We start from the raw sequence: 14,471 nt of genomic DNA, 5'->3' as shown, positions 1-14,471 counted from the left end.
TTCAAAAAGGCGCCGATGATCCTTTTCACCGGCACCTTCCCTCTCCCCCTCCCTCCCGCTTGGGTCAGGCAGCCCTCGACCCCGACGCGATCAGCACATTCCATTCGGTGCCCGTTCGCACGAGCTGGTCGACGATGGTCGATGCCCGATCCGCGGGGATGAACATCCGCGTCTTGTACTGGATGACCTCGGTGAAGCAGCCGATCGATTTCAGCCAGTCTCGCCGGGCTGGCGGAAAATCGCGCAGTTCCAGGCGGCGGCTGCCGTTAACATGCACCCAGATCAGGCGAGTCGCATCCATTCCGGGCACAGAGACTCCCTCGCTATTGCGCGCGCCGGCGATCATCTCGGCAGGCGAAAGGGTGATCGCCATGTCGACGCCGAAGGACTTGGTGACCTTCTCGACACCGCTCGGCGAGATGATGCGGCCGAGGATCGAGTTGCCCTGGGCGTCCGAGACTCGCCAGACCCGCAGATCATCGTCGGGCAGCCGGTTCCAGACGGGGAGCAGCAGCCCGGTCGCCATATTGATGGTTTCGATGTCGATCCTGGCGCGCGCCTCTTCGACCTCGGCATTCCAGAGCGCTTCAAATTCCTGACCGTCGATTGGCGCCCAATGGCTTTCCTTGAGGGCAACATCCCGGATGCGTTCACGACTTGTTGGTCGGATCAGCTCCCACATGGGAATCGCATTGCCCTCCCCATCCATGATACTCCAGCTCGGCCGCTGCAGCGCGACGCGGCCCGAGCGTCCGTTGCGGAGCCAGGAGACAGGCGCATTGCCATGCTCACGCATGAGCTGGGCAAAGCCGGTGGCGCGCCGCCGATAATGAAGCTCCAGACGGCTAAGCCGCGTCTCCGCCCCGGTCACCGGATCGCGGCACAGCAGTTGCTCATCGAGGAGGACGGTCCGCTCGGTCTGGATCGTCTCCACGCCCACATCGAGCGTACCGGCGTCCCGCGCGGCATCGATCCGCGCCTGGATGAGCGCCATATATTCCTCGAAGATCGCGTTCTGCGTTTCGATGCGCAGCGCGAGCAGCCTGTTCAGCCAGCGCTGGATCGGGGGAAGATCATCGACCAGTCCGCCGCTGTCCTTGTCGATCAGCTTGAGGCCCGTCATGTCGACGAAACCCTTGAAGGAGGTGCTGGTGAGCTTGCCCCGGTAGAGCAGATGATACCATTGGTTGAGCGCATCGCGCGCGTAATCGCTCTCGAGATTGTCGGAGGGATCGAACAGATTTTGTCCGCCGGTCTGCCGCTGCCCACGGGTCAGCGCGCCGAGGCTGTCGAGGCGGCGTGCGATCGTGCTGATGAACCGCCGCTCCCCTCGACAATCGGTGGTGACCGGCCGGAAGACGGGGGCGCTCATCTGGTTCGTGCGGTTTGACCGGCCCAGACCCTGGATGGCGTTGGATGCCCGCCAGCCCGGTTCGAGCAGGAAATGAATGCGGCGGCGGTCCGCCGATTTGGAGTTGCGGTCAGCATGGTAGCTACGACCCGTGCCGCCGGCGTCTGAGAAGACAAGGATCGGCTTGGCGCCCGACATGAACGATTCGGCCTCGACCAGATTGCTCCGGCCGCCCCGGCGCTCGACGCGCTGCCGCCCGGTCGCATCATGGACCAGCCGCCGGGAGCGCCCGGTCACCTCGGCTATCCTGTCCGTCCCGAAATGACGGATGAGTTCGTCCAGCGCCAGGCCGATGGGCGGGAGCGAGCAAAGCTGCTCGATCATCTCGTCGCGAAGCGCCAGGGCCTGCTGACAAAAGACGGGATTGCCATGCTCGTCGATCATCAGTTCGGAGCGTTCGACATCGTCGCTCCCCTTGACGATCTTCATCATGCGAACGGGGAACGCGGTCTTGAGGTAGTCAACCATCGCCGCCGATGGAGATAGCTCAATATCGAGATGCGCCCGCTCGTCCGCCGACAGGCTCGCGAGACGCCGGTCGAGCATCGCCTCGGCCGTTGTCACCAGTTGCACGATCGCATGGTGCCCGGCTTCCACCTCCTGGGTAATCGCCGCTATCAGGCTCGGCACCTTCATGGCGATCAGGAGCTGCGCGAAGAAACGCTGTTTTGCGCTCTCGAACCGAGACAGGGCGGCGCCCTTGGCCCGGGCGTTCAGCGCCTTGTTCTCCATACGATCGACGATGTTGGTGAGGGCCAATACCTCGTCGAGATGGGCGTGGATCACCTGCCAACCGTCCGCGTAAGCGTTGTAGACCTCGATCTGCCCGGGGGTCAGGGGATGTTCGAGCGGATCATATTCGACGCCGCTGAAGGTGAGCGCGCGCGCCGTGTAAAGGCCCAGAGCCTTCAAATCGCGCGCGACGATCTCCATCGCGGCGATCCCGCCCTTCTCGATGCCGCCCATGAAGGCGGCGCGATCGTCAAACGAGGTGCCCGGTCCCCATAGGCCGAGGCGAATAGCGTAGCAGAGATTGGCCGGGTCAGTCGCGCCAGTCGCCGAGACATAGAGGATGCGGGCGCGCGGGCGAAGATTCTGGAGTCGGACCCCGGCAAGCCCCTGCTCCGAGCCTTTCTGGGTGCCGAACTGGGTTTCCGTGCCCGCGGCATTGGCCATCTCATGGGCTTCATCGAAGCAGATGACCCCTTCGAAATCTGCCTCCAGCCAGGCGAGCAACTGGTGCAGGCGTGACGCCTCATCATACCGCTGCGAGCGCAGCGTCGCATAGGTGAGGAAGATGATGCCGCTTTCCATGGCGATCGGGGCACCGAAGGCAAAGGCATCAAGCGGCTGGATATCGATGGGTAGGCCGCCCAGCGCAGCCCAGTCGCGCCGGGCATCCTCGATCAGGGCGGCGCTCTTCGAGATCCAGACCGCCTTGCGCCGCCCGCGCGACCATTGGTCGAGAATGCAGCCGGCAACCTGTTGCCCTTTGCCGACGCCGGTGCCATCGCCGATGAAATAGCCCATGCGATACGCGACGCCATGGGCATCGGGCGTCAGCAACGTACCCGAGCCATTTGGGGCATGAAGGCCCGGAAGGTCGCGTTCGAACGCTTGGCCCGCATAGATGATCGTTTCGAGCTGAGCGTCCGAGAGGGCCGTTACCGCGCAGCGCGGCAGCATCGGGACATAGGTCGGACGCGGCGGGATGATCGACGACATCGCAATGGATTCAACAAGCTGATCGGGATGCGGCTTTGCCTGCGGGATGTCCATCCGCGACAGACGCCAGGGCACGTAGATGCCGATCTGCTCGCCAGCGGGCAGCGGCGTTTCCCGGACGCTGTAGGAGAGTGGTTCGACCATCCCGTCGACGGCAACGACGGGTCGGGGCTTCGGCCGTGGCATCGGCGGGCGCGTGCCCGATGCGAAGAGCGGGCGGACGGTCGGCCGAGCGGCAGGAGCAATGACCCGCGGCCTCGCCTGCTCAGGGGACGGTTCGGGCGGCCCATCATCAAACAGCCGGGGCGGAAGCGCGAGGATATGCGGGAGCAGATCGTCGAGGCTGTTCACGGTCAGCCGGTCGGGCGAGCCGGTCCAGCCCTTGTCGTATATGATCAGGCGAACCGAGATGCTGGTGCCATGTTTCGCGAAGGGGCGCCCCTGAACCGTGATCTCGACGCGGGGCCGCACAAGGGCCGCGACCGCCTCGTATCCACTACGCGCGCTGCCGTCATGGGCGAAGGCCGGCGACATGATGGCGACGCAGCGGCCGCCGGGCGCCAGGCGTGCCAGGGCCGATCGGAGATGGCGTGCCCCGGCATGGCGATCCCTGCCCCGACCTTCGCTGCGCGCGAATGGGGGATTGATGAGGACGACGCTCGGCTGTTCATCCACCGCGAGCAGGTCATCGATGAATTCTGCATCATGGCTGGCGACCTTGCGGTTCAGCGCCTGGGCGAGCACCCCCGCCCGGACCGGATCGCGTTCGTTGAGCAGGAGCGACGCCCCGGCAATCTTTGCGAACACCGCAAGCAGCCCGGTGCCAGCCGATGGCTCCAGCACCATATCGGCTGGCGTGATGGCGGCTGCGAGGTTCGCCAGAAAGGCCAGCGGGACGGGCGTCGAGAATTGCTGCATGTCGATTTGCGGCTCGGACCTGTAGGTCTGGGTCGGCAGGCGACCGAGCAAATCGTTCAAGATCGAAAAGGCCTTGGAAGGCGGGTTCGCCAGTTCGATGCCGCCGTCTAGCAAAGCCAAAACCTGCGCGGTCTCGAGGGCGTCATAGGCCTCGCGGAGCGACCACGCACCGCAGGCGTCACTTGCCCCGAAATGCACTTCCATGAGACGGGAGAGACGCTGGCGGCTGATGGGCTGTCCTGACGAAATCAGATCCACAAGTGCCTTGGCAACGGCGGCCAGCGTCCAGACCTTCTGGTCAAGCGGATTGGAACCGGCCTCGAGGGCCGCGAGAAGGGAACGGGTCATAGGGAAACTCCAGCAAAGGGCGCCGCGATCAGCGCCGACGCACACCCTTCCCCATCTTCCTCCTCGAGGACGGAGAAATGGCGTGCGGCAAGGGGCCGGAACCGCGCGAAGGCAGCCCCGGCCCGGTCGGAGGTCAGGCGGCTTCGGAGAGCCCGCCGGTTTCGTCCGTTGCGCCCTGGTCAGTGATGCCGCTGGCCGAAGGATCGTCATCGCCGTCGATGGCCCGTGCCGGTTCACCATCATGGTGGAACCGCATCGCCTCTGGCACCCAGGCGAGCGCCCTCTCCTTCACGGCGGCTTCGACGATGATCTGCCCGCCGAACAGCTTTTCCGCCGAGAGCGAGAGGTCATGCTTCTTCGACGCGCCATAGCGGCTGCGAAGCTCGACGCCGCCAACCTCCTGGAAATGGTCGAGGATCGTGTTCTTGCTTACCCGGTCGAAATAGCGGCGCGCGGTCGGACGCCACCAGTCCTCTACCTTGATGCCGAGCTTGCGGCCGAGATGATCGAGCATCGCGCTACCCGCGCCGCCGGCCGGCACCGCGTGGAGGGTTCGTGCGATCGCCCAACCGAGCCAGGATGCGCGGGCGTCCTCATCCAGGGCACAGAAAGCTTCGTAGCGATCGGTGATATCGGGCGAGTCTGCCCAACTTCGATCGAGGCCCGCTTTCAGCTCTTCCCATTGTTCCGCTGCTGGCGTGTCGCTCTCGAACCCGGGCACGCGCGAACAGGGCGCCGTCGCGCGCAAATCGCTAGGCAGGTCATGGCGGTAGCCGAGTGTGGCATCGACCATGAAAAAGGTGCCGAGGTCGAGCGCGAAATGTGGATCGCTGGCGACATGGACGCGGAGCAGTTCGGTCTTCATGATCGCCATCTCGTCAGCGAGGCGCTGGCTGATCGGCGATCGCGAACTGGCTTCCTCGACCGGCTCTTCATCCTGCTCCACATCTTCCGAAAGATCACCCTCGCTTTCGTCCGCTTCAGGTTCGGGTTCCGGGATGGCGTAATATTGCTCATAAAGGCGCGGTTTACCGTCCTGGCCGATCACCAGATAGGCAAGCGAGGTTGCCTTCTGATCCTCCGTAAGAACGGGCGGCCGCTCATTGAGCGCGTCATATTCCGCTTCGAGCGTCTGGATGACCTGCTGCTCCTCATCGGAATAGCCGTCTTCATCGGCATTCTCGGCGATCGCCTCGAGTTCCTGCTCGATGGCGCGCTGGCGAACTTCCTCTTCCTGGGTCAGTGGGACGGGCTCTCCCTCGATCTCGTCGAGCCGCATGACGTCCAGATAGGGCACGCGTGGGTGGCAGACGACCCGCAGTTCGCCAAAGCCCTCGCGGGCCTGGATCTCATCGGCCGCTGCCCGCATCCTCTCATCGGCGAGGCGTTCGAGGAGTTCGCTGTCGATCCAGTTCTCATTCGCAGCATCCGAGAAGAGATCGCTGTCGATACGGCCACCTGCCGCGATATAGGCGTCCCGCCCGACCAGCAGGGCCTTGGGATCACTGCCTCGATAGAAGCCGGAAATGAGGCGGCGGCGAATCTCGCCGCAGTTGTTCGCACCCCAGCCATCGCCCAGTTCCTCGAACACGGTGGCCTGCCGACCCGTGTCGCTGATGCTGGCATAGGCCTTGGCGACGTCGAGCGTGATCTCGCCATCGGCCAGCGCCTCGAAGATGACATCGGCAAGCCCAGCGAGCCGGAGCCTGCCGAGTACGAATCGCTCGGTGACGCCAAAGCGCTTGGCGACGTCGGCGGGCGTTTTCTTCTCGATTTCGATGATGGCCTGGAAAGCGCGGCATTCTTCGGCGGGCGTCATATTCAGCCGCCCGACATTCTCAATAAGGCTGATCTCGACCGCGTCATTCTTGTCGGCCAGCACCAGAACGGGCACTGTATATTCCGCGTCGAACTTGCCCTCTGCGATGAGCGCCTGGACCTGCTTGAGGCGACGGCCGCCGGCCGTGATCAGATATTCACCCTTCTTGCGCGGGACCGGCAGGCCAACCAGATTCTGGATGACGCCTTTGGCGAGGATAAGGGCCTTTAGTTCTTCATCGGCAACGGGATCGCTCCGCTTGCGTACGTTGGTCGGTGCAACCGTCAGCTTGGTGGCGGGAACGAAGATGATCTGTGGCTTCTGTGTCATGGACATTCTCCGGTGCGCGCCGCGCCCTGACCATCAAGCCGCAAGCCGCGCCCTCCACCGCTCCACCTCCCCTCCTGCCAACAGCAGTTGGTTCCAGTCATTGAAGGAGCGCGGCGGCCACAGGGTCACCAGGTCGCGATTGTCGGTCGCATAGGCCTCCCGAGCGCGCGCGACCGCACGCTCTCCCGCTGGATCGTTATCGGCGAGAAGAACGAGACGGGTGATGGTTGGCGGAATGATAATGCGGGCGAATCGCTCTGCGCCGAGGGTTGCCCACACCGGAATATCCAGCAGCATCGCGGCCGAAAGCGCATTCTCGACGCCTTCTGCGAGCCCGAGAGTGGCCATTGGCGCGGCGAGTTCCACCGCTCCGCGGCCCAACGTGCCCAGGCTCCGCTTGTTCTTGGACAAGGGAGCCGGCTGCCCGGTCAGCTGAATGAAGTTTCGCTGAATGCCAAGTAGCTTGCGGTCATGCGTGATCGCAGCGAGCATCGCGGGCAGAAACCGCACGTTTCTTCCGGCTCCAAGCGGTGTGGCGGGGTGATAGCGAAGTGCCGGGGACCAGGTCATGATATGGCGGGACGCAAGATAACGCTGTGCGGGTGTGCCTGCGAGAGGTTGAGCCTCGCGCCAGAGCTTCAACGCCAGCTCCCGTCGACAGGGTGATGGATCGACATAGGGCAGGCCGCTCGCCTGACGAGGGACTTGAAACCGCTCGGAACGCAGCGCCTGTAGAATCTCGCCGAAAGTGCAACCTGCGAAGCATTTGAAGAGGAGCGTCGAGGTTCCTCGCCTCACCGACAGGCTTGGCGTTTTGTCCGCATGAGCCGGACATCGGCACATGCCGCCGCCATTGACCCATCGCCCCCCGAGCCGACGCACAATGGCCTCACCTGCATGATCAAGGTCGGCACTCACCGCCCGATCCGATCGCTGCAGATCGCAATCTGCGCAATCGCGCTTCGCAGATGCTGCCTCACCTGCCTGCGGCTGATCGTAAAGCGACGAGAAATCTCCTCAGCAGGCATGTGATGCCGAACGCGCAAGACCAATATGCAGCGTGTCAGTGGTGGCATGCTGGAAAGCGCTGCTAGCGGGAACGATGTTGGCGGGCGCGATCCTGAAGCCAGTGGCTCAGGAACCGATTCGGCCAGAGCGCTACACCGACCGCTTTGCCCGACACCTGCTCTGCCGTTATCAACGGCCAGGAGAACAGGGAATGAGGGGCTCATATTCTCGTCAGTCGAGCGCAGATACTCCCGCATCCGCTCGAGGACGGCAAAAGCCCTTTGCTCGCGTCTGGCCTGAATGACCGCAATCGCAATACGGAAGGGATTGGAAACCCAGAGATTCATGGCGGCTTGTTCCCATGGTGCGAGGTCTCTTGCCTCTGGTGACACCATGCCCCTCCCCCCTCCCCTTCAGCCTGCGCGCCAGCGGCTTGCTGGCAGCCCGAACTGCACCCCGAGCGCGAATAGCTGCGAAGCGGCGGGCTGTGACCAAAATGCAACCACTATGGCCGGACCGGTCCCGGGCGATTGATTTTACATTACGCATTGATGACACTCGTTGCCTATCGCAACGGACTGGCCGTCCGGCTTTTGCACCCGGCGGCCGCCATGGCAGAAGGTCGCATCTCTCGTGCCAGAACAGCCCATTCCTCCAGAACTGGAGGCCTATCGCGCCAAAGTCATGCTGCTCACTGACCGCCAGCGCCAGTGCATGAATCTGGTGGCCGACAATCTCAATTCCAAAAAGATCGGCAAGGAGCTGAGAATATCGCCTTGGACGGTCGACAAGCACATCGAAAAGGCCCGCGCGCAGTTGGGCGACATGGATCGGTTTGACGCAGCAAGGATTGTCCGCGCCTTTGAGGACGCATCGACGGTGTCCGCCCTACCCCCCCAGAATTTAGGTACCCAACCAATGGGTCTGTCGCCGTCGCCGCAAATGGCCCCCTCTGTCCCGGTCGAAGACGATGCGGATACGCACTTGATGCCGGACCGGACAATCGCTTCATCCCAGGGTGATAACATCCTGATGAATGCGATCCACGCTCTGCTTGAACATGTGCCGCTCCGCTCCAACCGGAGGCAGAGCAATGACCTGAACATCTATTACATCTTGATCGCTGTCGCGATGGTTGGGTCTGGCGCTCTATTCACGGCTGGCCAAGCCGCCTCGTTCCTCTCAGCCCTCGACAGCATGGCTCGCCGCTAGGCGAATTTCCCCAGCACCAATTCCCACGACGCGCAGCCGGATGGATTGCGCGAAGGAGACCTTATGCCCAAACAACGTCATATCATTGCGCACTCGGTTGCGCAGCGCCTCTTCGCGGCCGAAGAAGCCCTGGACATCGCCGCTGCCAGGATAGCCGAACTCAATGCCGCACTTCCTCTGGCGCGGCTTGAATGCAGGCTTGCCGCTTCCATCGGACAGGACGCATTTCGATCCTCGGCGGCAGCGGTAGTTCTTGTGGCCAGGACGCGGGAGGAGATCGTGGCAACCCATGCCAGGCTGAAGCAGGCGAGCGATGACATCGGGCTTGGCGAACGAGCCTATGGTGATGTGTTCAAGGTCGCGGCGGACGGTCCGCCTGCCACCGATCGGCACCTGCGGGCAGCATGATTAAATCGCGGTAAATCATTGACTATCCGTAATATTGCCCGCTTCAATAGGTGATGACCAGGCAAATGATCTTCGTGTGCCTTCTGATCATGAGCTCGCTCTATGCCTTTGCAAGGGGTGGTCGACCCGAACAGATCGCGGCGGCCACCCTGGTTCTCGGTGTTCTTGCGAGCATTGCCTTTGTCCAGCCCAGCGCTGCCCGGTTTCGCTTTGTCGAGGCTGGCATATTGGGCGTCGACCTGGCGATGCTGGGCGTGTTCCTCGCGCTCTCGTTCCGCAGCACGAGGTTCTGGCCGATCTGGATCGCGGGAATCCTGGGATCCGAAGTGGTTGTTCATCTAACCCGCGCCATCGTCCCGGACATCGTGCCGGAAGCGTATATGGAGGCCGCCGGTTTCTGGAGCTGGGTTGCGCAGACGATGCTGATCGCCGCCACCTGGCGCCATCGCGGCCGGTTACGCCGCAACGGGTCGGATGATCCCTGGCGAACGGATTGTTGATCCGGGGGCGCCGGAACTCAAGAACCCGTAAGGCGGCGCGCGATCGAAGGCCAAACTGAACGGTCGATCCCGAACCAGCTTTGTCCAGGGCGCTACCGGTCGGGTCCAATATCGCGATACGGGACTGACAAGGTCCAGTTGGGCACCAACGTACGGCGCCCGACAACGGAAGGTCATTTTCGAATTCGGGATGCGCGGGTAGCCGAACACCCTGGAAGCGGCCCGATTGAAGCGGTTCGCCGCTGCCCCCGTGACGAGAACTCAAGCCGAAACGAAACCTCTGTCGTTCAAATGAAGGGAGTCCATCGATGCACGAAATGCCGCACATGCGCGTGGATATTTGCCGGAAACTGATCGCATCCCGCAAGGTTGTGGGGGAATGTCTCGGCTACGGCCTTTGCCCAAATCCGATATGGGACATGGCGCTGCAACTTTTCCTGGCGACACAAGAAGGACGCCCGTCATATCTCTGGTCGCTTTGCATGTTTGCCAATGTTCCGCTTTCCACAGCACTGCGGAAGGTCGACCTGATGGAAGCGCAGGGGGTCGTAGCAAGGGTGGCAGCTCCACGCGATAAAAGAGGGATCGAGGTGAGGCTTACCTCCAATGGGCTGGAGACGATCGAAAAGGCGCTGGACCGGCTTATCCCCATCTACGCGACGGCTCCTGAGGCTACCCTGTTCGCTGCAGCGTTAGTGCCCTTTCCAGTGTCCGCCGCCCGCAGCGCCTGAGCTTCCTCGATTGCTCGCAGCTTTCGCCATGCGGACATGATGTTGCGTGCGGTGTCAGCCTCAACCTGACAAAGGATTACAGCGAGTGTCCGGGGGCCATTTTGAAGCAGCCGAACCATCGCGTCGCGCTCGCCGGGGGTCAGTTGATCGATGCCGGAAATCACGACCAGCCGGGGTTTGTCCTGCGTGAAGAGCTCATGTTGGTCAGGGGTCACGACTTGCTGTAGGTGCAGGCGAATATAATGAACCCCGAGCGCATCGGCAGCTTGTCGGAAGTCGTCACCATGATCCTTCCCTGGCGATACGAGAAAAATGAGTGGTCGTGGCTTTTCCGTCTGGGTTTCCCAGATTCTGGCCAAGCGCGATCTGAGATCAGAACGCGCATTGATGTCGGACATGGGGCTCCTTTGGATGGAATAGGCCGGGCCCATGCAGTCCTGTTCGTGATGCGTCAAGCCGCTGCAATTGAGTGATCAGCTGGACCTCGCGGTTTGCGTTATATCCAAGTTGCTAATTGATAAATGAAGGTAGATAGACCTTTCGAATGAGCGCTCAGGCAATATTTACATTTGACCGTGTAGCACGCAAAAAGCTTCAATTATTGAGTAAGCATGGGATCGCATAATGGCCGACGACAATCAGACTGAAATCACCGCACTTACCGTCCAGCTTTTGAGCGCCTATGTGTCTCGCAATACGGTGCCGAGCGAAGGCCTTGCAGAACTGATCAAGACGACGCGCGCAGCGCTCGTCGAAACGCCGACCGCGCAAGCCGATCTGGCAGTCGAGCCGACGTTCACGCCCGCGGTCACGATCCGCAAAAGTCTCTCTTCTCCTGATCACATTCTGAGCCTGATCGACGGTAGACCCTACAAGACGCTGAAGCGCCACCTGGCGACCAATGGTCTCACGCCCGAGCAGTATCGTGAACGCTACAAACTGCCCAAAGATTACCCACTTGTAGCTGCCAGCTATTCCGAGGCGCGGCGTGCCGTTGCCCAAAAGCTGGGCCTTGGCAAAAAGCCCACCGTTTCCGCGGCTGCTCCAAAGACGGATGCAGCGAAGGCAGCGCCGTCAAATGTCGCACCGACCGTGGATAGCGCAGCGCCCAAGGCGGCGAGCACGACCAAGTCGGCTCCCTCGAAGAAGTCCGCCTCGGCGGCAAAGGCGGAACCGGCTGTGATAGCAAAGAGCGCGCCGAAGGCGGCCGGCGCCAAGGCACCTAAGGCGAAGGCTGACGAGCGGAAACGCCTTTCCATTGCAGGTCCCAAGGATAAGGCTGCAGCTCCCGCCGCCAAGCCTGCACCCGCTGCCGGCGACGCCAAGCCGACGGAAAAGAAGGCGCCAACCAAGGCCAAGTCCGCGACGAAACCCAAATCATTGAAAGCAGCCCTTTCTGCCGCCGGCGCGCATCTGGGCTCAGGCAACAAGTCCGAAACGCCTGCCTGAGTTTCGTGAATGGGGGCGCAATGGCGTCCCCTTTTCCATTCGCCAACGGGTGCAGCCGGAAATGCCGCCGCCGTCATTAGCGCCGGATCCAATGGTTCTCATGCTTAGCGTCCTCGCGGGCAGAAGTTCTCCCGATACCGAAAGGCCATGTCAGATGGGGCCGAAGCCCGTCCGCATCGAGGTTGGAATGGAAGCAGTGTCGGGGCTGATGCTTCGTCCCCCGACTGCAAAGGCGCTTTTTCTCTTTGCCCATGGGGCCGGCGCGGGGATGAACCATCAGGCGATGGCATCGAATGCCGAGGGGCTCGCTGCCCGAGGAATTGCAACGCTGCGCTATCAATTTCTTTACATGGAGAAAGGGTCGAAGCGGCCCGATGGCCCCAAGCTCGCGCATGCTGTCGTCTGCGCGGCCGCAGCGCGAGCGGTCGAACTGGCGCCAGAACTCCCCCTCTTCGCCGGCGGCCGATCCTTTGGCGGGCGCATGACGTCGCAAGCCCAGGCCGAGGAGCCCCTGCCAGCGGTCAAAGGCCTGGCCTTCCTCGGCTTTCCGCTACATCCGGCAGGGAAACCGGGGATCGAACGGGCCGATCACCTCACCTGCATCAAAATACCCATGCTGTTCATTTCCGGCTCGCGCGATGCGCTCGCGGAAATGGATCTGCTACAGCCCGTCATTTCCGACCTCGGCGACCGCGCCAGGCTACATATGGTCGATCAAGCCGACCACAGCTTCAAGGTGGCTAGGAAAAGTGGGAGAAGTTCGGCCGATTCCGAAGCCGAAGCTCTTGATGCGCTGGATGACTGGGTTTCGTCGCTTTTGTAACTGCAAAGGCAAAGGGTCAATGCGCGATAGAACCCTCAGGTTTTGGGGGTAACCCAGACTTCGACAGGGGCAACAAACTTGCCTGGCGCAGGTTTACCGACATTTACGCGATCGGCGGTGACCCGCTCTCCGTTCTCCAGATGAAAAGTAGCCCAAGGCTTTGGCATCCGACCAAAAGTCATCTTTTGTATGGGTTGGCCGGTGGTCGAATTCATGATGGTGGCAACGATGCTCATCGCGTCCGCGTAGAGCGTGATTGCGCTGGATGTCTACACGCATCTGCGTTTTTTCCACAGCTTTCGACCCAGGCACGATCCATTTTCGTCACTCAACGCTCACGATCGCTTCCCTAAAAGTTCACATTCCGCTTGTTCCCGCTCGGCCATCATTTGGCCAGCCTGAGCGCCGCAGAACATCGACGGTTGCCTGCTAGCCTGACAGGTTGCAATCTGCGCACCTCATGATCGAATTCTTTGCCCCTCAGCACGACGACCCGGCACTGCCGAACGCGCACATGCTGCGCGCCGCTCGCCTGATGCTCAAATATATGCTGGACGTCGGCCCCATTGGCCTGACACCGAATAGAGCTTTGAAGCGGACGTTCGTCACATGGGCGGCGGAAGCGTTTGAATGGCCTTACTACACCGCCGAAGACTTATACGCTGTCAACAAGGTCCTCAACGAACCCGACTTCCCGCCCTTGATGCTGCTGCACGACCTGTTGATTAGCGCCAAGCTGGCACGTCACCGGAAGGGCTTCCTGCATATCACGGCAGCCGGGAAGGATTTGCTCGGGCATCCTGGCAATCTTTGGATTGCGCTCGCCCACCATCTGCTGTTCGTCCTCGATCACTCCCGATACACCCTCTATGGCGACCAACTGGATGAGGACTGGCTACTTTTCCTAGGCGTCCTGAACGTTGAGGCTCATGTGGGCGTGACCGATGACCAGTTCGTGAAGGCGGTGTTCGATGCTGATAGCGACAACCATCGGGTCCACGCCGTGGCGTATAGCCATATCCTGCGCCCGCTCTGTTGGTTGGGCCTGCTGGATGAAACACGTTACGGCGAGCCTTACCCGATCCATAAGTTGTTCACGAAAACGAGGCTGTGGTCGACGGTCATCCGCGCCGATACAGACCAATTCCTAATTCCTACCAGCCGCCACTAGCGATGCACGGAGCAAGCGAGATCATGGCAGCTCGCGAACCGTATTGGTTGCACAGCCAAAATTTCCGATCCTCACGTCCTGAGCGTCGACCCGTCGCACGCTGACCACTACGGGCCTGATGGGCGCTCTAGGACGGATCGGTCGGCAGAGAGCTCAATATGGCGGCGATCTTTCCTTCGGCAGTGGTAGCTTCAGCGATGAGCAGGTGCAATGCCTTGGCGGTGTCTTCCAGAAGTCCGTCACCAAGAGGCCGCTCGCCATTGATAAATCGGCGGATGGCGCGCTCGTCTATGCCAAGGCGCCGTGAGAAGGCAGTGGTTCCGCCAAACAGTTGAACGCAATAAGCGAAGTGTTCGCGTCGCTCGTCGATTGAATTTTTCTCGGCCATTATTTACCTTTTTTGTTCGCCGTCGGTAGTCAGCCATTACCTTCCGAATGAAGTAAAATCGGCCCATCCCGGTCGTTCAGCGCAAATATTCACGTTTCAGTTTCCGGAACGGCAGCTATTTCGCGGCGATCAAGTCTCAGGGGTAGCGAGCAGCAGCCCGTGGAGGCAGCCGTGTTATCGGAAATTTCCGATGGATATTGACAGGCCGGTTTCATCGGTTATTTCCGATG

The 14,471-nt window shown here is 61.6% G+C and carries 13 protein-coding genes and 1 pseudogene; 6 read left to right on the top strand and 8 right to left on the bottom strand.

Going from position 1 to position 14,471, the window contains the following annotated elements:
- Nucleotides 1-64 precede the first annotated feature (64 nt).
- The 5 genes and pseudogenes from EGM87_RS04885 to EGM87_RS04865 form a co-directional block, all read right to left on the bottom strand.
- Entirely contained in the window at nt 65-1,735 is a 1,671-nt protein-coding gene (locus EGM87_RS04885; RefSeq protein ID WP_410483112.1) for a strawberry notch C-terminal domain-containing protein, read from the bottom strand.
- Nucleotides 1,736-2,227: 492 nt separating this feature from the next.
- A pseudogene (locus tag EGM87_RS04880) lies at nt 2,228-3,190 on the bottom strand (strawberry notch family protein); the annotation flags it as partial.
- 1,345 nt (nt 3,191-4,535) lie between these two features.
- The gene (locus EGM87_RS04875) at nt 4,536-6,551 is read right to left on the bottom strand and encodes a ParB/RepB/Spo0J family partition protein (protein ID WP_044662170.1); all 2,016 of its coding nucleotides are present in this window, start codon (nt 6,549-6,551) and stop codon (nt 4,536-4,538) included.
- A gap of 33 nt (nt 6,552-6,584) precedes the next feature.
- Nucleotides 6,585-7,469: a DUF7146 domain-containing protein gene (locus tag EGM87_RS04870; protein ID WP_253719147.1), complete on the bottom strand. Its 885-nt coding sequence runs from the start codon at nt 7,467-7,469 to the stop codon at nt 6,585-6,587.
- The gene (locus tag EGM87_RS04865) at nt 7,466-7,783 is read right to left on the bottom strand and encodes a sigma factor-like helix-turn-helix DNA-binding protein (RefSeq protein WP_369118707.1); all 318 of its coding nucleotides are present in this window, start codon (nt 7,781-7,783) and stop codon (nt 7,466-7,468) included. The genes EGM87_RS04870 and EGM87_RS04865 overlap by 4 nt, the downstream gene beginning before the upstream one ends.
- 409 nt (nt 7,784-8,192) lie before the next feature.
- Here EGM87_RS04865 and EGM87_RS04860 point away from each other — a divergent pair, with 409 nt between their 5' ends.
- The 3 genes from EGM87_RS04860 (at nt 8,193) to EGM87_RS04850 (ending at nt 9,679) form a co-directional block, all read left to right on the top strand.
- Complete coding sequence (locus EGM87_RS04860) at nt 8,193-8,771, top strand: helix-turn-helix domain-containing protein (RefSeq protein WP_137709740.1); 579 nt, start codon at nt 8,193-8,195, stop codon at nt 8,769-8,771.
- 45 nt (nt 8,772-8,816) lie between these two features.
- On the top strand, nt 8,817-9,179 hold the full coding sequence (locus tag EGM87_RS04855) for a hypothetical protein (protein ID WP_253719145.1): 363 nt from the start codon (nt 8,817-8,819) through the stop codon (nt 9,177-9,179).
- 89 nt (nt 9,180-9,268) lie between these two features.
- On the top strand, nt 9,269-9,679 hold the full coding sequence (locus EGM87_RS04850; protein WP_238320069.1) for a hypothetical protein: 411 nt from the start codon (nt 9,269-9,271) through the stop codon (nt 9,677-9,679).
- Nucleotides 9,680-10,331: 652 nt separating this feature from the next.
- Here EGM87_RS04850 and EGM87_RS04845 read toward each other — a convergent pair.
- A complete protein-coding gene (locus EGM87_RS04845) occupies nt 10,332-10,808 on the bottom strand; it encodes a hypothetical protein (RefSeq protein WP_137709741.1) in 477 nt (158 codons plus the stop codon).
- 226 nt (nt 10,809-11,034) lie between these two features.
- Here EGM87_RS04845 and EGM87_RS04840 point away from each other — a divergent pair, with 226 nt between their 5' ends.
- Together EGM87_RS04840 and EGM87_RS04835 are read left to right on the top strand one after the other, a co-directional pair.
- Complete coding sequence (locus EGM87_RS04840; protein ID WP_044662165.1) at nt 11,035-11,859, top strand: Ros/MucR family transcriptional regulator; 825 nt, start codon at nt 11,035-11,037, stop codon at nt 11,857-11,859.
- A gap of 154 nt (nt 11,860-12,013) precedes the next feature.
- Nucleotides 12,014-12,682: an alpha/beta hydrolase family protein gene (locus EGM87_RS04835; protein WP_044662164.1), complete on the top strand. Its 669-nt coding sequence runs from the start codon at nt 12,014-12,016 to the stop codon at nt 12,680-12,682.
- Nucleotides 12,683-12,717: 35 nt separating this feature from the next.
- Here EGM87_RS04835 and EGM87_RS04830 read toward each other — a convergent pair whose 3' ends face one another.
- On the bottom strand, nt 12,718-12,918 hold the full coding sequence (locus tag EGM87_RS04830; RefSeq protein WP_076605733.1) for a hypothetical protein: 201 nt from the start codon (nt 12,916-12,918) through the stop codon (nt 12,718-12,720).
- A 224-nt stretch (nt 12,919-13,142) separates the two neighbouring features.
- On the opposite strand from EGM87_RS04830, the gene EGM87_RS04825 reads away from it, so the two are divergent.
- Nucleotides 13,143-13,853: a hypothetical protein gene (locus EGM87_RS04825; protein ID WP_044662163.1), complete on the top strand. Its 711-nt coding sequence runs from the start codon at nt 13,143-13,145 to the stop codon at nt 13,851-13,853.
- 127 nt (nt 13,854-13,980) lie between these two features.
- Here the strand turns inward: EGM87_RS04825 and EGM87_RS04820 are convergent, their stop codons facing one another.
- Nucleotides 13,981-14,241, bottom strand: coding sequence for a helix-turn-helix domain-containing protein (locus EGM87_RS04820; protein WP_044662162.1), 261 nt, complete (start codon nt 14,239-14,241; stop codon nt 13,981-13,983).
- Nucleotides 14,242-14,471 lie beyond the last annotated feature (230 nt).

This window comes from Sphingobium sp. RSMS (assembly GCF_005406185.4).
Lineage (GTDB): Bacteria > Pseudomonadota > Alphaproteobacteria > Sphingomonadales > Sphingomonadaceae > Sphingobium > Sphingobium fuliginis.
This window is presented reverse-complemented; position numbering and strand designations above follow the sequence as displayed.